General features: G+C 65.4%; 19 protein-coding genes. 7 read left to right on the top strand and 12 right to left on the bottom strand.

Translation table 11 applies throughout. The features are described from left to right. Window positions 1-14 precede the first annotated feature (14 nt). Window positions 15-1,178 (top strand): phosphoglycerate dehydrogenase, encoded by a 1,164-nt coding sequence (locus ACH2A7_RS06210; RefSeq protein ID WP_394960812.1) that lies wholly within the window; start codon window positions 15-17, stop codon window positions 1,176-1,178. A 66-nt stretch (window positions 1,179-1,244) separates the two neighbouring features. Here the strand turns inward: ACH2A7_RS06210 and ACH2A7_RS06205 are convergent, their stop codons facing one another. The 3 genes from ACH2A7_RS06205 to ACH2A7_RS06195 form a co-directional block, all read right to left on the bottom strand. Further along, on the bottom strand, window positions 1,245-2,108 hold the full coding sequence (locus ACH2A7_RS06205) for a patatin family protein (protein WP_394960811.1): 864 nt from the start codon (window positions 2,106-2,108) through the stop codon (window positions 1,245-1,247). Window positions 2,109-2,256: 148 nt separating this feature from the next. Next, window positions 2,257-3,084 (bottom strand): hypothetical protein, encoded by an 828-nt coding sequence (locus tag ACH2A7_RS06200; protein WP_394960810.1) that lies wholly within the window; start codon window positions 3,082-3,084, stop codon window positions 2,257-2,259. A gap of 155 nt (window positions 3,085-3,239) precedes the next feature. Next, window positions 3,240-3,431 carry a hypothetical protein gene (locus ACH2A7_RS06195; protein WP_394960809.1) on the bottom strand — a complete coding sequence of 64 codons (192 nt, stop codon included), beginning with the start codon at window positions 3,429-3,431 and terminating at the stop codon, window positions 3,240-3,242. A gap of 176 nt (window positions 3,432-3,607) precedes the next feature. Between ACH2A7_RS06195 and ACH2A7_RS06190 the strand changes: the two genes are divergently transcribed. From ACH2A7_RS06190 to ACH2A7_RS06175, 4 genes are all read left to right on the top strand, one after another. Next, entirely contained in the window at window positions 3,608-4,432 is an 825-nt protein-coding gene (locus tag ACH2A7_RS06190) for a bifunctional hydroxymethylpyrimidine kinase/phosphomethylpyrimidine kinase (RefSeq protein WP_394960808.1), read from the top strand. Window positions 4,433-4,436: 4 nt separating this feature from the next. Then, entirely contained in the window at window positions 4,437-4,934 is a 498-nt protein-coding gene (locus ACH2A7_RS06185) for a tRNA (cytidine(34)-2'-O)-methyltransferase (RefSeq protein WP_394960807.1), read from the top strand. A 10-nt stretch (window positions 4,935-4,944) separates the two neighbouring features. Further along, window positions 4,945-5,820, top strand: coding sequence for a DegV family protein (locus ACH2A7_RS06180; RefSeq protein WP_394960806.1), 876 nt, complete (start codon window positions 4,945-4,947; stop codon window positions 5,818-5,820). 118 nt (window positions 5,821-5,938) lie between these two features. Then, window positions 5,939-7,234, top strand: a complete 1,296-nt coding sequence (locus tag ACH2A7_RS06175; RefSeq protein WP_394960805.1) for a putative ABC transporter permease — start codon at window positions 5,939-5,941, stop codon at window positions 7,232-7,234. Between the two features lie 95 nt (window positions 7,235-7,329). Here the strand turns inward: ACH2A7_RS06175 and ACH2A7_RS06170 are convergent, their stop codons facing one another. From ACH2A7_RS06170 to proB, 3 genes are read right to left on the bottom strand one after another with little or no spacing between them, the layout of a single operon-like run. Continuing rightward, window positions 7,330-8,253, bottom strand: a complete 924-nt coding sequence (locus ACH2A7_RS06170; RefSeq protein ID WP_394960804.1) for an Ice-structuring protein — start codon at window positions 8,251-8,253, stop codon at window positions 7,330-7,332. Between the two features lie 34 nt (window positions 8,254-8,287). Next, entirely contained in the window at window positions 8,288-9,547 is a 1,260-nt protein-coding gene (locus ACH2A7_RS06165) for a glutamate-5-semialdehyde dehydrogenase (protein ID WP_394960803.1), read from the bottom strand. After that, entirely contained in the window at window positions 9,544-10,323 is a 780-nt protein-coding gene (proB, locus tag ACH2A7_RS06160; protein ID WP_394960802.1) for a glutamate 5-kinase, read from the bottom strand. The genes ACH2A7_RS06165 and proB overlap by 4 nt, the downstream gene beginning before the upstream one ends. Before the next feature lie 168 nt (window positions 10,324-10,491). Between proB and ACH2A7_RS06155 the strand changes: the two genes are divergently transcribed. Then, window positions 10,492-11,535 carry a threonine aldolase family protein gene (locus ACH2A7_RS06155; protein ID WP_394960937.1) on the top strand — a complete coding sequence of 348 codons (1,044 nt, stop codon included), beginning with the start codon at window positions 10,492-10,494 and terminating at the stop codon, window positions 11,533-11,535. Window positions 11,536-11,636: 101 nt separating this feature from the next. On the opposite strand, the gene ACH2A7_RS06150 is transcribed toward ACH2A7_RS06155, so the two are convergent. From ACH2A7_RS06150 to ACH2A7_RS06130, 5 genes are all read right to left on the bottom strand, one after another. Next, on the bottom strand, window positions 11,637-12,653 hold the full coding sequence (locus ACH2A7_RS06150; RefSeq protein WP_394960801.1) for a hypothetical protein: 1,017 nt from the start codon (window positions 12,651-12,653) through the stop codon (window positions 11,637-11,639). Window positions 12,654-12,872: 219 nt separating this feature from the next. Next, window positions 12,873-13,931 (bottom strand): dTDP-glucose 4,6-dehydratase, encoded by a 1,059-nt coding sequence (gene rfbB / locus ACH2A7_RS06145; RefSeq protein ID WP_394960800.1) that lies wholly within the window; start codon window positions 13,929-13,931, stop codon window positions 12,873-12,875. Between the two features lie 19 nt (window positions 13,932-13,950). Beyond that, window positions 13,951-14,859 carry a dTDP-4-dehydrorhamnose reductase gene (gene rfbD / locus ACH2A7_RS06140; RefSeq protein ID WP_394960799.1) on the bottom strand — a complete coding sequence of 303 codons (909 nt, stop codon included), beginning with the start codon at window positions 14,857-14,859 and terminating at the stop codon, window positions 13,951-13,953. 22 nt (window positions 14,860-14,881) lie between these two features. Next, entirely contained in the window at window positions 14,882-15,769 is an 888-nt protein-coding gene (rfbA, locus tag ACH2A7_RS06135; protein WP_394960798.1) for a glucose-1-phosphate thymidylyltransferase RfbA, read from the bottom strand. A 124-nt stretch (window positions 15,770-15,893) separates the two neighbouring features. Beyond that, complete coding sequence (locus ACH2A7_RS06130) at window positions 15,894-16,652, bottom strand: glycosyltransferase family 2 protein (RefSeq protein WP_394960797.1); 759 nt, start codon at window positions 16,650-16,652, stop codon at window positions 15,894-15,896. 242 nt (window positions 16,653-16,894) lie between these two features. Here ACH2A7_RS06130 and ACH2A7_RS06125 point away from each other — a divergent pair, with 242 nt between their 5' ends. Continuing rightward, complete coding sequence (locus ACH2A7_RS06125; protein WP_394960796.1) at window positions 16,895-17,209, top strand: hypothetical protein; 315 nt, start codon at window positions 16,895-16,897, stop codon at window positions 17,207-17,209. Window positions 17,210-17,283: 74 nt separating this feature from the next. On the opposite strand, the gene ACH2A7_RS06120 is transcribed toward ACH2A7_RS06125, so the two are convergent. Beyond that, on the bottom strand, window positions 17,284-19,425 hold the full coding sequence (locus ACH2A7_RS06120; RefSeq protein ID WP_394960795.1) for a polyribonucleotide nucleotidyltransferase: 2,142 nt from the start codon (window positions 19,423-19,425) through the stop codon (window positions 17,284-17,286). Window positions 19,426-19,434: the final 9 nt, after the last annotated feature.

Genomic DNA, 19,434 nt, shown 5'->3' with positions numbered 1-19,434 from the left:
GGAGAAAGGGCCTTATGTATACCATCAAAACACTGAACAACATCGCACCCGCGGGCCTGGCCAAGCTGGGGCCCGCCCAGTTCCGGGTGGACAACGACGCCGACGCGCCCCAGGGCATTCTGGTGCGCAGCGCCAAAATGCACGACATGCCCCTGCCCGACAGCCTGCTGGCCATCGGCCGGGCGGGCGCGGGGGTGAACAACATCCCGGTGGACAAGTGCAGCGCGGCGGGGGTGGTGGTGTTCAACACCCCCGGCGCCAACGCCGGCGGCGTGGCGGAACTGACCATCGGCGGCCTGGTGCTTGCCAGCCGCAACCTGCTGCCCGCGATGGAGTGGGTGCAGGGCCTTGCCGGCGAGGGGGACGCGGTGCCGGCGCTGGTGGAAAAGGGCAAGAGCCAGTTTGTGGGCCCGGAACTGGCGGGCAAAAAGCTGGGCGTGGTGGGCCTGGGCGCCATCGGCGTGAAGGTGGCCAACGCGGCGGTGCATCTGGGGATGGAGGTCTACGGCTACGACCCCTACATCTCGGTACAGGCGGCCTGGAACCTCAGCCGCGGGGTGCGCCACAGCGTGACCCTGGCGGAACTGGCGGCCCAGTGCGACTACCTCACCCTGCATCTGCCGGTGAACCCCCAGACCAAGGGTTCCTTCAACGCGGCGCTGTTCCGGGCCTGCAAACCGGGGATGCGCCTTTTGAACTTTGCCCGCGGCGAACTTGTGAACAACGCCGACCTGCTGGCGGCGCTGGCCGAGGGCCAGCTGGCCGCCTACGTCACCGACTTCCCCTCCGCCGAACTGCTGGGGGTGCCGGGCATCACCTGCATCCCCCACCTGGGGGCCTCCACCCCCGAGAGTGAGGAGAACTGCGCCGTGATGGCCGCCAGCCAGCTGGCGGACTACCTGCTGAACGGCAACATCAAAAACAGCGTGAACCTGCCCGAGGTGGTGCAGCCCCGGGCCGCCGGCAAGCGGGTGTGCGTGATCCACATGAATGAGCCGGGCCTCATCAGCGCCATCACCGCCGCCATCACCCAGAGCAAGCTGAACATTGAGAACATGGTGAACAAGAGCAAAAAAGAAATGGCCTACACCCTGCTGGACGTCACCGGCGGCGTCGACCCCGCCCTGGCGGACCAGCTGGCCGCCATCCCCTCGGTGATCCGGGTGCGGATGCTGTAAAACGGTCTTTTCTTCTCCGCCGCAAACAGGCGACCCCCGGGGCTATGGCCCCGGGGGTCGCTTCTTTCATTCCTGCTCCAGAAACTGCCGCAGCGCCGGCAGCGCCTTCTCGGCGGCCACCCGGCCCCGGCGGTAGAGGGCGTCCAGCTTTTCCACGTTGCGCTCGGCCCGGCTCACCGTCACCGGTTCCTCGGGGCGGATGACGAACAGTTCCCCCGCCGCCTCCATCCGGTCGATCTCATCCATGCGGTGATTGTACCGCTCCGGGCCGGTCAGGCACGCCTCCAGCAGTTCCGGGTGGGCGCCGTACCGCCGGCGGTAGAGCCGGCGCACCACATAGGGCTGCGCCCCCTTGCGAAAGCCCGCCTGCCTCGTGAGCACCAGCACCGTTTTGCCCGTGGCAAAGGGCAGGTCCTCCGGCAGGGGCACCGGGTTCGCCACCCCGCCGTCCAGGCAGACGTGCCGCCCCACCTTCACCATGTGGCCCATCAGGGGCAGGCTGGCGGAGGCCCGCACCGCGTCCATGAAGTCGATGCCCTGCTCGTTTTTCTCAAAATACACCGGGCCGCCGGTGCGGCAGTCGGTGGCCACCGCCCACAGCTTCTGAGGCGAGGAATAGAGGGTGTCGAAATCCAGGGGATTGAGGGTCTCGCTCACCTCACCCAGCAGAAAGTCGAAGTTGAAATAGCTGAACTCCTTCAACAGATGCCCCGCGCCCATATACCGGGGGTCGTTGGCGTAGTCCAAATTCACCGCCCGGCTGCGCCCGGGCTGGTGCGCCACATAGTTCACCCCGTTGAGCGCCCCGGCCGAGACCCCTGCCACCTGGGGAAAATACAGGTCGTTCTCCATGAACACATCCAGCACGCCCGAGGTGAACAGCCCCCGCATGGCGCCCCCTTCCAGAATGAGGGTGGTCGTCGCTTCCATCCTCCTCACGCTCCTTTTCGTCGTTTTATGTCGCTGGTTCTATTATACTCTCCCGGCGCGGGGCCTGTCACCAGACATTTTGTAAAGTTTTTTCCCAAATAAAAAAAGGGCCGCGCGTTGCGCGCGGCCCGGGCGTTCAGCCAAAAGCTCATTGGGTCTTGTCGCCAAAGCGGAAGAACACCGTGGTGTCCGCCGCGCAGCTCTCGTCGTTCAAAAGATCCATCGCGTAATACTCGTTCTCGTCGATCTCCTCGCTGTAGGTGGAAGGGTCGTAGCTCAGCTTGTCGGCGGCGCAGTAGACCAGGCCGTCGTAGGCCTCGGGCACCTCAAACACCCAGTTCTGGTTGCACCGTCGGTACACTTCCCCACCGTCCAACGGCAGCACCATCCACTGAACGTTCTTGCTGTAGGAGATGTCGTAGGAAGTGCCGTCCACCTCCACGGTGGCGGAATAATCGTACGCCGCGTCACCGGTGGTGCTGCGGCTGGGCAGCGCCCGGCCGGTGTACAGGTCGTAAATGCCGCTGTTGTAGGCCACGTTCTCGTCCAGCCCGCCCTCCTCGTTGAAGGCAAAGTCGGAGCAGGTCACCGTCACATACAGCGCGACCTTTTTGTAGCCCTCTTTCTCCGCATCGCCCACCACCACTTTGGCGCTGACCTTGGCCGGCACCGTGCGCTGGATGGTGCTGTCCTCCATATCGTAGGCCACCGCGCGCACCTCGCAATCCGACGGCGCGTCCAGCACGGGGATGCCGTTCTGTTCAAAATAGTTGCCCTGCGCCGTCTCGCCGGCCGGCTGGGACACGCTCGCCGGCTGGGAAGCGCTGGCCGGCTGGGAAGCGGACTGGGGCGCGCTCGCCGGCTGGGAAGCGGACTGGGACACGCTGGCCGGCTGGGAAGCGGGCGCATTGCCGCCGCAGCCCGCGAGCGAGAGGGCCATCGCCGCGGCGAGGGCCAAAGCCAAACTCTGTTTCATCTTACAAGAGACCTCCTTGCACTTGCGCCGGGGCCGTGTGCCCCGGCGGTCTTCCTCATTGCCGTTATACCACCTGGCGGCGCAAAATGCAAGTGCGGCGGGGCAAAAAAAACAGGCCGCGCTGCCCGCGCGGCCCCGGGGGGGCGAACGCCCCCTCAGCGGTAATAGCGGCCGATGGCCTTGTCCAGGTCCAGCACAGCCTGCTGGGCCCCGTGGCCCACCTTTTTGGCCATCTTCTTCACCTTGCGGTTGTTCTTGGCGGCGGCCATGCCGGCGGCCGTCATGGCGGTGGCGGCGGCCAGCCCGCCGGCTACCATCATGGTGGTGCGGGTGGTGCGTTTGTTCATTTCAGTGCCCCTCCTCTTTGTCTGCGTAGCCCGGTCGTTGCCGGGTCCTGTCTTAGTATTTCCCGCAAAATGTTCCTCCATACGTCTTTTTTTGCCCTCCGGTTTGTGCTACAATAGAGTGCAATGATTCTACACGATTGGTACGGGCCCGGCCCGCGCCGGGAGGAGTGACCCTTTTGCGATTCCAAGCACCCAAAACCGTTTTGTGCATCCATGATCTGTCCGGGCTGGGCCGGTGCAGCCTGTCGGTGATCGCGCCGGTCCTGGCCGCCATGGGCCACCAGCCCGTGCTGCTGCCCACCGCCATCTTTTCCACCCACACCGGCGGGCTGGGCCAGCCGGCGGTGCAGCTGTGCCAGGGCTACGGCGACGCGGCACTGGAGCATTACCGCTCGCTGGGCGTGGCCTTTGACTGCATCTACACCGGATACTTAGCCAGCGAGGAGGATCAGCACCTGGCTGCCAAGGCCTTTTACCTGTGGCCGAACGCGCTGAAGGTGGTGGACCCGGTGATGGCCGATCACGGCCGCTTTTACGCCGGCATGGAGGACAAGCTGCCCGGCATGCAGGCGCTGTGCCGCTCGGCGGACCTGGTCCTGCCCAACCTCACCGAGGCCTGCCTGCTGCTGGGCCAGCCCACCCCCGAGGGCGATCTGGAGGACGCCGCCGCCCTGGAGCTGGCCGGCCGGCTGACCACCCTGTGCCCGCAGGCGGTGGTGACCGGCATCCCCTCCGGGCGCAACCTGGCCTGCGCCGGCGCGGGGCGTTCCAGCTTTGTGGTGCGCCGGCTGCGGCTGGATCGCAGCTACCCCGGCACCGGCGACCTGTTCGCCGCGGTGCTCACCGGGGCGCTGCTGCGGGGCAACGCCCTCTCCGCCGCCACCGACGCCGCCGCCGGCTTTGTGGCGGAGGCCATTGCCGCCACCGACCCCGAGGCCGCCACGGCCCTGGGCGTGTGGTTCGAGCCGCTGCTGGGCCGGCTGGCCCTGCGGGAGGGCTGAGGCGATGCCGGTGGTGAACATCGTGCTGGTGGAGCCCCAGATCCCGGAGAACACCGGCAACATCGCCCGCACCTGCGCGGTGACGGGGGCGCGGCTGCACCTGGTGAAGCCCCTGGGCTTTGAGGTGGACGACCGGCACCTCAAGCGCGCCGGGCTTGACTACTGGCACCTGCTTGATATAACATATTACGAGGGGCTGGAGGACTTTTTTGCCCGCAACAGCGGCCCCTTTTACTATTTCACCAGCAAGGGCCCCCGCCGCCACACCGACGTGGCCTATCCCGACGGCGCCTATCTGGTCTTCGGCCGGGAGGACGCCGGCCTGCCGGAGGAGCTGTTGCACCGCAACCAGCCCTTCTGCGTGCGGCTTCCCATGCGCCGGGGCGTGCGCTGCCTGAACCTGTCCAATTCGGTGGCGGTGGGCGTGTACGAGGTGCTGCGCCAGTGGGATTTTGCGGATCTGGAGAGCCGGGGCCAGCTGCGTGACTATCAATGGGAGTGAGAGAGACCTTATGCGAAAGATCGCCGTTTTGACCGATTCCGCCTGCGACATCCCCCCCGAACTGGAAAAGCAGTACGACATTGACATCCTGCCCTTCGTCATCACCCTGGACGGGGCAAGCTATGTGGAGCGCCGGGATTTCAGCTTTGACGAATTTTATCAGATGCTCCGCGCCGCCCAGGGGGTGCCCAGCACCGCCCACGTCACCGCGATGCAGTTCTGCGAGCAGTACTGCCGGTATGTGGACGAGGGCTACACCGACGTGGTGCATGTGACCATCAATTCCACCGGCAGCGCCACCCACGACGCGGCGGTGCTGGCGCGGGACATGCTGCGGGAGGAGCGGCCCGACCACGATCTGAACATCCACCTGATCGACAGCCACACCTATTCCTATGTGTACGGCGCGCCGGTGGTGCAGGCGGCCCGGCGGCTGCGCAACGGGGCTGAGGTGGGCTATGTGTGCGCCGAACTGGAGGCCGCCTTTGCCCGGCAGGAGATCGTGCTCTCCGCCTTCAGCCTGAAGCAGATGAAAAAGAGCGGGCGCATCAGCGCGGCGGCGGCCTTTGCCGGCGAGCTGCTGGGTCTGCGGCCCATCATCAGCCTGATCGACGGGGTGACCAAGGTGGAGGACAAGGTGCGGGGCGACGCCGCCGTACCCGCCGCCATGATCAAGCTGGCCCGCCGGCGGATGGACTATCCCGACGGGGACATCCACTACATGCTGGGCTGCACCGACATCCCCAACGTGAAGGAGCTGGAAAAGCTCTGCCGCAAGGAGTTCGGCCGCGCCCCGGACGCGGTGTTCAAGCTGGGCGCCGCGGTGGCCAGCAACACCGGGCCGGATGCCATGGCCATCGTCTACCAGGGCAAGCCCCGGCGCTAAGGCGCGCCGGCGCCGCCCGCATTGTCCTTTTTCTGCCCGCAGGGGCCGTCTGTCGCATCATACTGGCGCGCGGTCCCGGCGGGCAGTTTTTATTGATCGACCTTGGGAGGGTCTTCGTATGAGTCTGGAGCATATCCTTTGGCTGTTCATCTGCTTTTCGGTGCTGGGCTGGGTGCTGGAGACCACCCTCGCCGCCATCCGCACCCGCCGCTATGTGGACCGCAGCGTGCTGTTCGGCCCCTGGTGCATCATCTACGGCGTCTCCGGCGTGCTCATCACCGTGGGCCTGTGGGAACTGCGCGGGAACCTTCTGTTCCTGTTTATCGGCAGCGCCGTGCTGGCCACGGTGGTGGAATGGCTGGCCGGGCATCTGCTGGAAAACGTGAGCCACACCCGCTGGTGGGACTACTCCAACCGCCGCTTCAACCTGGACGGCTACATCTGCCTGAGCGCCTCGGTTTTGTGGGGCCTGCTGGGCGCGGTGATGGTGCGGTGGGGCGCCCCCCTGCTCACCGGGCTGTATGACCTGATGCCCTCGCTGGCGCGGGGCATCCTGCTGTGGACGCTGGCGGCGCTGCTGGTGGTGGACGGCATCGCCAGCGTGCTGACCCTGGCGGGCGTGGCGCACAAGCTGCCCGCCCTGCAGCGCACCGGCCGCCGGCTGGACGCGGTGAGCGCCCGGCTGGGAGGCTGGATCCTCACCCGCACCGAGCGGCGCATCCAGAAGGCCTACCCCGCCGCCAGCTTCGTGCACGCAAAGCGGCAGAAGGCCACGGTGTTCGCCGCCGGCTGCAGCTTTGCCAAGCTGTTTTTGCTGTTTTTTATCGGCGCCTTTCTGGGCGATGTGGTGGAGACCATCTTCTGCCGGGTCACCGGCGGGGTGTGGATGAGCCGCAGCAGCGTGGTGTGGGGGCCCTTCAGCCTGGTGTGGGGTCTGGCGCTGGCCCTGGCCACCCTGCTGCTCTACCGCTACAAGGACAAGCCCGCCAGCTTCCTCCTCGTGGCGGGCACCGTGCTGGGCGGCGCCTACGAGTACCTGTGCAGCGTGTTCACCGAGCTGGTGTTCGGCACCGTCTTCTGGGATTACAGCAAGATCCCCTTCAACCTGGGCGGGCGCATCAACCTGCTCTACTGCTTTTTCTGGGGCTTTGCGGCGGTGGCCTGGTTCAAGGTGGCCTATCCCCCCTTCTCCCGCTGGATCGAGTCCATCCCCATCCTGCCGGGGCGGATCCTCACGGCGGTGCTGGTGGTGTTCATGGTCGCCAACGTCTCCATGAGCGCCCTGGCCATGGGCCGCTACAGCCAGCGGGCCGAGGGCGTGCCCGCCACCGCCGCCTGGCAGGTGTACATGGACGAGCACTACCCCGACGAGACGATGCGGCGCATCTACCCCAACGCCATCCGCACCGACTGACGTTCACAAAGAAGGCCCCCGGCTGTGCCGGGGGCCTTCTTTGTTGGGCGCGCAGCAGGCCCCCGCGCTTTTGCGCGGGGGCCTGCTGTCAAACTTTATTCCTCGCTGTCGCTCTCCGGGGTGCTCTGGCTGTCCGACGCGGGCTCGGAGGTCTCTCCGTCCGCTGCCGCGCTGTCGGAGGCGGGCTCCCCCTCCGCGGCCGTGCTGTCGGAGGCGGGCAGGCTGCCCGCGCCCTCGGCGATGGCGCTGGTGGGATCGAAGTACTCCTCGTAGTCCATGTCGGTCTCGGGAGCGCTGGCGGCGGCGCTGGAACTGGGCTTCATATCGCTGAGCTCCAGGGCGCACAGGTAATAGGTGCCGTCGGTCTTTTCAAACACATAGTCCATGTATTTGGTGGGCTCGGTGGGCGCGGAGAGGCTGAAGTCCCCGTTGAGGCCCGGGGCGGGCACATAGCCCACCGTCACATACAGCTTGCCGCTCTTTTTGTCCAGCTTTTCCACCTTGGGGGTGTACATTCCCACCTGGCCGGTGACCGGGATGAGGTAGCACTGCTTTTCCTCGTCGTACTCAAAGGTCATGTCGCCGGCCACGTTGTTGAAGGTCTCGTGGGTGAGTTTGTAGTCCGGCCCGAAGAGGGAGGCCGCCGCGGCGTCCACCTCCACGGCGGGCAGCAGCAGGCTGTCGGTGTTGGGGTCACGCTCGTAGGCGTCCAGCCCGGTGGCACTGGCCTGGGCGGTGGACACCGCCGACCAGATGGCCGCCTCCTTGAAAAGGGCCGGGTCGGCCTGGTCCAGGTCCTCAAAGGGCAGCGGGTCCAGCATGACCAGCGCCTGCAGCCGCTGCTCGTAGGCCAGTTTTTCCTCGGTGTCGTCAAAGAGCACCGCCACGCCGTTCACCGCCGTGGCCACGACGGTAAAGGCGCCGATCAGCACCAGCACGCAGATGCCAAGGCCCAGCCACTGACGGGCGCGCCGGCGCTTGTGGCGCTCGTGTTCCTGTTGCGAAACGGTATTTGCCATGGGTGTTCTGTCCCCTCCTTGCATGGGATGGCGGTCAGCGGATCTGGCCGCTGCCCAGAATGATGTATTTGTAGCTGGTGAGTTGGGCGAGGCCCATGGGCCCCCGGGCGTGGAGCTTCTGGGTGGAGATGCCCATCTCACAGCCCAGACCGAACTCGCCGCCGTCGGTAAAGCGGGTGGAGGCGTTCACATAGACCGCCGCGCTGTCCACCATGCGGGTAAAGGCCGCGGCCGCCGCCTCGTCGGCGGTGACGATGGCCTCGCTGTGGCCGGTGGAGTGCCGGGCGATGTGTTCGGCGGCCGCCTTTACGCTGTCCACCACCGCCACCGCCAGGATGTAGTCCAGAAACTCGGTGTCGAAATCCTGGGGGCCCGCCGGGGTGCCGGGGATGATGGCCGCGGCGGCCTCGTCCAGCCGCAGCTGCACCGGCACAAGGCCCTTTTGCTGCCGCTCGTCCACCAGGCGGCGGCGCAGCAGGGGCAGAAACTCCTTCGCCACCTCCCGGTGCACCAGGCACACCTCGGCGGCGTTGCACACCGAGGGCCGGCTGGTCTTGGCATTTTCCACGATGTCCAGCGCCATGGCCGGATCGGCGGCTTTGTCCACATAGATGTGGCAGATGCCGGTGCCGGTCTGGATGACGGGCACCGTGGCGTTCTCCACACAGGCGCGGATGAGCCCCGCCCCGCCCCGGGGGATGAGCAGGTCCACCAGGCCGGTGGCCTGCATCAGTTCGGTGGAGGAGGCGCGGCTGGTGTCCTGCACCAGGGCCACCAGGTCCTCGGGCAGGCCCGCGTCCGCCAGGCCCAGCTTCAGAGCGTCGACGATGGCGTTGTTGGAGCGGAAGGCCTCCTTGCCGCCCCGCAGCACACAGGCGCTGCCGCTCTTGACGGCCAGCGCCGCCGCGTCGCTGGTGACGTTGGGCCGGCTCTCGTAGATGATGGCGATGACCCCCATGGGCACGCTCACCTGCCGGATGACCAGCCCGTTGGGGCGGGTGGTCTCGCTCAGCACCCGGTCCAGCGGGTCGGGCAGGGCGGCCACGGCCTCCACGCCGGCGGCCATGGCCTCCACTCTCGCTTCGTCCAGTCGCAGGCGGTCCAGCATCACCGGGGCCACGGTGGGCCTGGCGGCCTCCAGGTCCTCCGCGTTGGCGGCCAGGATGGCGCCGCACTCGCTGCGCAGCCGGGCAGCCATGGCCCGCAGCGCCGTGCTGCGCTCCTCGCCGCCGGCCAGGGCCAGCGCGCCCATGGCGCTGCGAGCGGCCAGCAGAAGTTCACGGGTGGTGGTCATTGGCTGCCTCCCTTCCGGGCGAGGAAGCGGGTGCCCGCTTCGCCCCCCTCAAACACGGTATAAAGCACCTCCGGGTCACGGCCGTTGGCGATGACCATGTCCGCCCCGGCCTCGGTGACGATCTGCCCCGCCCGGAGTTTGGTGGCCATGCCGCCGGTGCCCAGGGCGCTGCCGGCCCCGCCGGCCAGCGCCACGATGTCCGGCGTGATGGCCTGGACCCGGCGCAGCAGCCGCGCCTCGGGGTGGGTATGGGGGTCGGCGGTGTACAGGCCGTCGATGTCGCTCAATATCACCAGCAGCTCCGCCTCCAGGCTGCGGCACAGCCGGGCGGCCAGGGTGTCGTTGTCGCCCACGGCGATCTCGGCGGTGCTGACGGTGTCGTTCTCGTTCACGATGGGCAGCGCCCCCAGCTCCAGCAGGCGGGCCAGGGTGTTGTGCAGGTTGCCGCTGCGCACAGGGTCCGCCAGATCCTCGCTGGTGATGAGGATCTGGGCGACGGTGTGGCTGTACTCGGAAAAAAGTTTGTCGTAGGTGTACATCAGTTCGCACTGGCCCACAGCGGCGGACGCCTGCTTGGTGGGCATGTCCGCCGGGCGGCCGGGCAGGCCCAGCTTGCCCACCCCCATGCCGATGGCCCCGGACGACACCAGAATGATCTGGTGTCCGGCGTTTTTCAGATCGCTGAGCACCTTGCACAGCCCCTCGATGCGGCGGATGTTCAGCCGCCCCGTGGCATGGGCCAGCGTGGAGGTGCCCACCTTGACCACAGCTTTCATGCCCGGCCCCCCCTCTTTGCAGTCGGATACAGATTAAAGTATAGCATAATCCAGCCCGCAACACAAACGCTCAAAGATGGACTTTTTGTGAAATAATGGTATAATTGCCCCAGAGACGACGGAAGCGGCCGTTTGCGCTCGCTGCCGGGAGAAAAAGAGGTTATGGCGATGTACCGATTCACCAACGATTACAGCGAGGGGGCCCACCCCTCCATCCTCAAGGCCCTGGCCGACACCAACCTGGAGGGCAACCTGGGCTACGGGTACGACCCCCACTGCGAACACGCCGCCGCGCTGATCCGCTGCAAGATCGGCCGGCCGGACGCCGACGTGCACTTTCTGGTGGGCGGCACCCAGACCAACACCACCTGCATCTGCGCCTTTCTGCGGCCCCACGAGGCGGTGATCGCGGCCAGCAGCGGCCATGTCTGCGTGCACGAGACGGGGGCCATCGAGGCCACCGGCCACAAGTGCGTGGCGATGCCCGCCGCGGCCGGCGGCAAGCTGACCCCGGAACTGGTGCGGGCGGCGGTGGAAGCCCACACCGACGAGCACATGGTGAAGCCCCGGCTGGTGTATGTGAGCAACACCACCGAGACCGGCGGGGTCTACACCGCCGCCGAACTGCGGGCCCTGCGGTCCGTGTGCGACGAACTGGGCCTGCTGCTCTATCTGGACGGCGCCCGCCTTGCCAGCGCCCTGGCCTGCGGCGGCGCGTCGATGGAGGAACTGGGCGAAGTGTGCGACGCCTTTTACATCGGCGGCACCAAGAACGGCGCGCTGTTCGGCGAGGCGGTGTGCATCCTGAACCCGGCCCTGAAGCCGGATTTCCGCTACATCCTCAAGCAGCGGGGCGGGATGCTGGCGAAGGGCTGGCTGCTGGGCATCCAGTTCGAGCAGCTGATGCAGAACTGCCTTTACGAGGAACTGGGCGAGCACTCCACCCGGCTGGCACAGCAGCTGTCGGCGGGCCTGGCCGCCCTGGGGGTGGAATTCCTGTTCGACAGCCCCTCCAACCAGATCTTCCCCATCCTGCCGGACGAGGTACTGGCGAAACTGGAGGGCGCCTTCCACTGGGAGGTGACCGCGGTGCCCGCCCCCGGCCGCACCTGCGTGCGCCTGGTGTGCAGCTGGGCCACCGAGCAGGCGGCGGTCACCGCCTTCCTGCTGGCGGTGGAGGGGGCCCTGAAGGACTGCCCGGCCTGTCTGTAAAAACTCACAAAGAAAGGCAGCCCGCCTGCATCGCGCAGGCGGGCTGCCCTTTTTGATTCATCGAAGCCGCTCCCTGCCGGCCGGGGCGGGAGCAGCGCGGGTCACGGCGCGGGGGTGGGGTTCAGCATGCCCAGCTCCTCCATGGCCTTTCGCTCCTTTTCCGCGATATCGGCGGCAGTGTCGGCGTCGGGGATGAAGGGCCCGCCCACCGGCGCGCCGTCGTTCGGGTCGGGCATGTAGCAGCGGATGGTGTAGCTTTCCAGCGCCGGGCCGGGCACGCCCTCGTTGATTTGGTGGCTCAGCACACACTGGGAGTCCATGTGCAGTTCCAGCAGGGTGCCGGCGTAATACCCATTGTCCACTTCGGTGAAGCTGGCTTCCAGCACGCCGGGCAGCGTTTTGATCTGTTCCGTCAATGCCGGGTCGGGGGCGGCGGTGTTGTGGAAGAGCACCGCCATCCGGTAATCGCCGCCCGCTTCGTTGGTCCAGACCGGCGGGAAGTAGAGTTCCGTGCCCGTCCAGCTTTCATTTTCCTCGGCGGGTTCAAGGCGGAAGGTCACCGCATCCCCGGTGACGGTGCACTCCCCGAAGGTATAGTGGTCGTCCACCACAGAGCACTCCCGGCCGTAAATGCCCTGAGGATACACAAACTCGTTGTTTTCATAGCTCACCGCTTCGCCCGTGTCCAGGTCCACCTTGAACACGCCCATGCCATTGTGCATCACCTCGTCGCCCCCGTGGATGACGCCGTCGGTGAGGACGTTCAGCAAGCCTGCGTGGTCCACGTACATCCCGTCCACCGAGCTGTTGTCCGGCAGGGTGATGTAAAAGGCGCTGCCGTCCGGCTTTTCCACCAGCAGCGCGGCCACATTCGGCAGTTCCAGCGAGGAGTAGACGGTGCACTCCAGAAAGTCGTTCACCTCGTAGCTGCTTTCAAAGCGGGTGATCTCCACGTCCACGCCGCATTGGCCCAGCAGGGCGCGGATGTGGTCCTGCCCCGTTTCCTCGGTTTGCACAGCGGGCGCGGAGGTGCTTTCCATACTTTCCGCGGGAGGCGCGGCGCAGGCCGAAAGAGCCAGCAGGCCCGCGGCGATGGCAAGACATACGGCTTTTTTCATGGGAGATATCCTCCTTTTTCATTTCCTTGGCGCTCTATGCTGAAAACGGCGCGGGCGGGGCAAAAAATCGCTTTTTGCCGGGATTCGGCCCCTTTCTCTCTTTTGCACAAAAAGGCCCGCATGGATTGCATGCGGGCCTTTGGTCTTGCTTTGGGGACAGCCCGCCTTTTTGTGGAACCGGGTGCCGTGGGAAAGCAATGATTATACCAACTGTAATATTTAGCGGTTTTTGTACATCTCTTCGTAATACTTCTGGTAGTTGCCGCTGGTGACGTTGGCCATCCATTCCTCGTGGGACAGGTACCAGTCGATGGTCTTGACGATGCCCACCTCAAAGATGGTCTCGGGGTACCAGCCCAGCTCGTTCTTGATCTTGGTGGGGTCGATGCCGTAGCGGCGGTCGTGGCCAAGGCGGTCGGCCACATACTTGATGAGGCCCTCGTTGATGCCGTCGTCCGCGAGGCGCTCGTGCAGCTGGGCGATGATGGTCTTGACGATGAAGATGTTGGGCCGCTCGTTGTGGCCGCCCACGTTGTACACTTCGCCCACCCGGCCGCCGTTTGCCACCATGTCGATGGCCTTGCAGTGGTCCTCCACATACAGCCAGTCCCGCACGTTCATGCCGTCGCCGTACACCGGCAGCTGCTTGTGGTGCTTGACGTTGTTGATCATCAGCGGGATGAGTTTTTCGGGGAACTGGTAGGGCCCGTAGTTGTTGGAGCAGCGGGTGATGTTCACCGGCATGCCATAGGTGTCGTGGAAGGCCATCACGAACATGTCGGCGCTGGCCTTGCTGCTGGAATAGGGGCTGTGGGGGCAAAGCGGCGTGGTCTCGGTGAAGTAGCCCTCCGCCCCCAGGCTGCCGTAGACCTCGTCGGTGGACACCTGCAGGTACTTTTTGCCCTCGGCCCATTTGCCCTCTTTCAGCCAGGCGTTCTTGGCGCACTGCAGCAGGTTCACGGTGCCCAGCACGTTGGTCTCCACGAAAATTTCGGGGTTGGTAATGCTGCGGTCCACATGGCTCTCGGCGGCAAAGTTGATGACATAGTCGAAATCGTACTGTTCAAACAGGCCCGTCACCAGCGCCCGGTCGCAGATGTCCCCCTGCACGAACACATGACGCGCATCGCCCTCCACGTCCTTCAGGTTCTCCAGATTGCCGGCGTAGGTGAGTTTGTCAAGATTTACAAGAAGTATATCCTTGTACTTATTCAGCATATAGTAGACAAAATTCGAGCCGATAAAACCGGCGCAGCCGGTGATGAGGTATTTTTTCATGGGGGTATCCCTTTCCTTTTTATTTCAGGCCGTTCTCGCCGTCCCAGTGGTCGAAATAGCATTGCAGGGCCTCCTGCCAGGGGCGCATCTCGTTGCCCACGGTGCAGGCAAGCATCCGGTTTTCCAGCGCGCTCCAGGCGGGGCGGGTGGCGGCGGCGGGGTGCTTGGCGGCGTACTCGGCGCTGGTGCAGGGGGTCACTTCGGCGTCCACCCCTGCCAGGCGGATGATCTCTTTGGCGAAATCATACCAGCTGCAAACGCCCTCGCCGGTGCAGTGGTAAACGCCGTAGTCGTGGCTCACCGCCAGCTTGAGGATGTGATGGGCCAGGTCCTCGGCGTTGGTGGGGTTGCCCAGCTGGTCGTTCACCACCTCCAGTTTGCCGAACTTTCTGCCGGCGTTCACCATGGTCTTGACGAAATTCTTGCCGTTGTAGCCGTAGAGCCAGGCAGTGCGCACGATGAACCAGCGATGGCAGAAATTGCGCACATACTCCTCCCCCAGGGCCTTGGTGCGGCCGTAGGCGCTCACCGGGCCGATGGGGCGGCTTTCGTCCAGAGGGGTGTCGCCCTCGCCGCTGAACACATAGTCGGTGGAGACGTGGATGAGCCGCGCCCCCACCCGCTCGGCGGCCTGGGCCAGATGGGACGCCCCCATGGCGTTCACCTTGAAGGCGGCGTCGGGGCTGGTCTCGCAGCCATCCACATTGGTGAAGGCGGCGCAGCTGATGATGGTGTCCGGCTGGTGACGGCGCACAAAGGCGATGGTGGCCGCCCGGTCGGTGATGTCCAGTTCGGCCACGTCGGTGGCCAGCACGGTGGCGTTTTTCAGCCGCTCGGGCAGCGGGCCCAGGCTGCTGCCGCCCTCGGCCAGCTGCCGCTGCAGTTCGGTGCCCAGCTGGCCGCCGGACCCGGTGATCAGGATCTTCATCTGCGTTCCTTCCTTCTTATGCTCAATAGCGAATTTTGGCGTCGGCCACCCGTTTCAGATGCTCGCCGTAGGGGCTTTTGCCGTAGCGGGCGGCGCTTTCCAGCAGTTTTTCCTTGCTGATCCAGCCGTTCTTATAGGCGATCTCCTCGGGGGCGCTGATCTTGATGCCCTGGCGCTTTTCCACCATGCGCACAAAGTCGGCGGCGTCCACCAGGCTGTCCATGGTGCCGGTGTCCAGCCAGGCGAAGCCCCGGCCCAGCAGCTGTACGTCCAGCTTGCCCTCCTCCAGATACATGGCGTTGAGGGTGGTGATCTCCAGCTCGCCCCGGGCGCTGGGCCTGACCTTTTTGGCCTGGGCGCTCACCCGGTTGTCGTAGAAATACAGGCCGGTGATGGCGTAGTTGCTCTTGGGTTCCTTGGGTTTTTCCTCCACGCTGATGACCTTGCCCGCCTCGTCGAACTCCACGATGCCGAAGCGTTCGGGGTCGTTGACGTAGTAGCCGAACACGGTGGCCCGGCCGTTCTGCTCGGCGTTGTTCACCGCCGCCTTCAAAATGCGGGAGAAGCCGTTGCCATAGAAGATATTATCCCCCAAAATCATGGCGCAGCAGTCGCTGCCGATGAATTCTTCCCCCAGCAAAAAGGCCTGGGCCAGCCCGTCGGGGCTGGGCTGCACCTTGTAGGACAGATGCAGCCCGTACTGGCTGCCGTCCCCCAGCAGGTGTTCGAAGCGGGGGGTGTCCTCGGGGGTGGAGATGATGAGGATGTCCTGGATGCCCGCCAGCATCAGGGTGGACAGGGGGTAGTAGATCATGGGCTTGTCGTACACCGGCAGCAGCTGCTTGGAGGTGACCATGGTCAGCGGGTACAGACGGGTGCCGGCGCCGCCGGCGAGAATGATGCCTTTCATGCCATTCGCTCCTTTTTCGGGGCGCCGAGGGCGCCCCCGATTCTTGCGGCTTACCACAAAGCGGAGCCACTTCCGCTGTATACAGTGTTACAGGGCCGCGCCGCGGCGGGCGGGCCGAAGGCCTTTACAGCCGAAAGCCCCACTTGCAAAAATAGCGGCCCATGCTTTTGAGCTGCTGCAAGAAGGGTTTGAGGCTTTTCTGGGGGGCGCGGTGCCAGGCGTGGCAGGCGGTGAACTGGGGCAGGTAGTAAACGAGGCCCTTTTGCCTTGCCTTCTGGGTGATGTCCGCGTCCTCCACATACATGAAGTATCGTTCGTCAAAGCCGCCGATGGCCTTGAACACGGCGGTGCGCATGCAGAAAAAACTGCCGGTGCAGAACTCGATGGCCGTGGGTTTGGAGAGGTCCTCGTCCAGCATGGCGTAGTGGTCGCCGAAGCGTTTCAGGCCCGGCACACCCTGCCGGGCGGCCAGGCCCAGCACGCCGGGCTTGCGCTTGGGCAGCACCTGCTCCCGCCCGTCGGGGAAGGTGAGGCGCGGGGTGGCCATCACCGCCTCGGAGTGCTCCTCCAGCCAGCCGCAGATGCCGCCCAGCACGTCGCTCTCCACAAAGATATCCGGGTTGAGCACAAAATGGTAGTCGCTGTCCAGCAGGGGCAGCACCTGGTTGTGCCCCGCGCCGAAGCCCAGGTTCTTTTCCAGCCGCAGCACGGTGACATTCGCCGGCCAGGGGTGGGCAGCCAGCGCTTCGCCCGCCCCGTCGGGGCTGGCGTTGTCCACAAGATAGAGGGAAAAGGGCGCGGCGGTGTACCGCAGCACCGACTGGGCGGCGCGGATGACCTCGTCGGCCCCGCCGTAACACACGATGCAGGCGCTGATCTTCACCCCGCCGCCCCCTTCCGAAATCACAGAAATAGTCGAGTATAGTATACCACAAAGGCGGCGCAGGGGCAACCATGGCGCGGGGCGGCCTTGTTGTCAAAGCCCTCCAAGGATGGTACAATGATGCTGCAGGAACGGCCTGCCCCCGCAGGGGCCCCCTTTGCCTTGCGCGGACGGCCGGAGCCTCCGCCCTTTTTTGCCGCCGGGGCGGCACGGAAAAGCGGTCCTTCGGGAGGTGTGTTCTCGTGTTTGCTTCTCTCTTCTTTGCCGTCGTCGCCGCGGTGAAGCTCTGGCGCGGCGTGACCCGGCTGCTGGGCCGGCGGCCCTCCAAAGAGGTGCTGACGGGCACCCATGTTCCCCTGTACGACAAGGCGTCCGGGGCGTGCGACCTGCTGGCCGCGCTGGGCTTTGGCCTGCTGAGCGGCGGAAATTTCTATCGGAACGTGCTGGAGCTGCCGCTGCCGGGCTGGGTGCTGGGCGCGCTCTTCGGGCTGGCGGTGCTGATGCTCCTGTTGGCGCTGGTGGCCGATACGGTTTTTCGCCAGGAAAACTTCTATTGAATCCCGCCGCTTTGCGGCATGAAAAAGCCGCCGCCCTTCCCCACGGAAGAGCGGCGGCTCTTGTTTTATTCTGCTCAGCCCTGCTGCTTGCGCTTGGCCTCGATGGCGGCCAGAGCGTCCTTGCGGCTCAGGTTGATGCGGCCCTGCTGGTCGATCTCGGTGACCATGACGATCAGCTCGTCGCCCACGGCGACCACGTCCTCCACCCGCTCGACGCGCTTATTATCCAGCTTGGAGATGTGCACCAGGCCCTCTTTGCCCGGGGCGATCTCCACGAAGGCGCCGAAGTTCATCAGACGGGTCACACGGCCCTTGTAGATGGCGCCGATCTCCGGGTCCTCCACAATGGTCTTGATGGTGTGGATGGCCCGGTTGGCGTCGTCCACGTCGATGGCGGAGACGAACACATGGCCGTCCTCCTCCACGTCGATCTTGCAGTTGCAGTTGGCGCAGATCTCCTGGATGACCTTGCCGCCCTTGCCGATGACGTCCTTGATCTTGTCCACGGGGATGACCATGGACAGCATCTTGGGCGCGTACTTGGACAGCTGGGGACGGGGCGCGCCGATGACCGGCAGCATGATCTCGTCCAGGATGTAAAGGCGGCCCTTGCGGCACTTCTCAAAGGCCTCCTCGATGATCTCGTAGGTCAGGCCGTCGATCTTGATGTCCATCTGGATGGCGGTGATGCCCTTGTGGGTGCCGCCCACCTTGAAGTCCATGTCGCCGTGGAAGTCCTCCACGCCCTGAATGTCCAGCATGGTCATCCAGCGCTCGCCCTCGGTGATGAGGCCGCAGCTGATGCCGGCCACCGGGGCCTTGATGGGCACGCCCGCGTCCATCAGGCTCAGGGTGGAGCCGCAGATGGAGGCCTGGCTGGTGGAGCCGTTGGAGGAGAGCACCTCGCTCACCAGACGGATGGTGTAGGGGAATTCCTCCAGGCTGGGCAGCACGGGCACCAGCGCCCGCTCGGCCAGCGCGCCGTGGCCGATCTCGCGGCGGCCGGGGCTGCGGGGCGCGCGGGCCTCGCCCACCGAGTAGGGCGGGAAGTTGTAGTGATGCAGATAGCGCTTGTAGGGCTCGGTGCCCAGGTCGTCCATCAGCTGGCTGTCCTTGGTGGAGCCCAGGGTGGTGACGGTGAGCACCTGGGTCTGGCCGCGGGTGAACATGCCGCTGCCGTGCACCCGGGGCAGCAGGCCCACCTCGGCGGCCAGGGGCCGGATCTCGTTGATGCCGCGGCCGTCCACACGCTTGCCCTCGTCCAGCAGCCAGCGGCGTACCACGAACTTCTGCATCTTGTACATCAGTTCCTCGATGACCGAGGCGCCCCACTGCTCTTCGTACTGGGCTTCCAACTTCTCCCGGATGGGGGCGAGGCGGGCGTCCCGCACGTTCTTGTCGTCGGTGTCCATGGCGGCCTTGAACTCGTCCAGATACTCCGCCTTCACGGCCTCGAACAGGTCGTGGTCCAGCTCCATATCCTGAAACTGCTTCTTGGGCTTGCCGATCTCGGCCACGATGCCGCCAATGAACTCGATGATCTTCTTGATCTCCACATGGGCGGCCTTGATGGCGTTCAGCATGGTGACCTCGTCCACCTCGTTGGCGCCCGCCTCGATCATCACGATCTTCTTCTCGGTGGCGGCCACGGTGAGCTGCAGGTCGCTCTTGCCCCGCTGCTCCAGGGTGGGGTTCACCACCAGTTCGCCGTCCACCAGGCCCATGAACACGCCGCCGATGGGGCCGGCCCAGGGGATGTCGGAGATGGACAGGGCGATGGAGGTGCCGATCATGCCGGTGATCTCAGGGCTGCAGTCCTGGTCCACGCTCATGACGGTCATGGTGACGCACACGTCGTTGCGCATGGTCTTGGGGAAGAGGGGCCGGATGGGCCGGTCCACCACGCGGCTGGTGAGGATGGCCTTCTCGCCGGGGCGGCCCTCACGGCGCATGAAGCTGCCGGGGATGCGGCCCACCGAGTAGAGTTTTTCCTCAAAATCCACGCTCAGGGGGAAGAAGTCGATGCCGTCCCGGGGCTTTTCGCTCATGGTGACGTTGCACAGCACGGCGGTCTCGCCGTAGCGCACCAGGCAGCTGCCGTTGGACAGCCCGCACATCTTGCCGGTCTCCACCACCAGGGGCCGGCCGGCCAGTTCCATCTGGAAGGTCTTGAAATGGGGGAAGGTCTCGCGCTTGGACGCAAATTCCAAAGCCATAGAAAAATA

Origin of the sequence: Candidatus Allofournierella merdavium, from assembly GCF_944382735.1 — a bacterium.
Taxonomy (GTDB): domain Bacteria; phylum Bacillota; class Clostridia; order Oscillospirales; family Ruminococcaceae; genus Allofournierella_A; species Allofournierella_A merdavium.
This window is presented reverse-complemented; position numbering and strand designations above follow the sequence as displayed.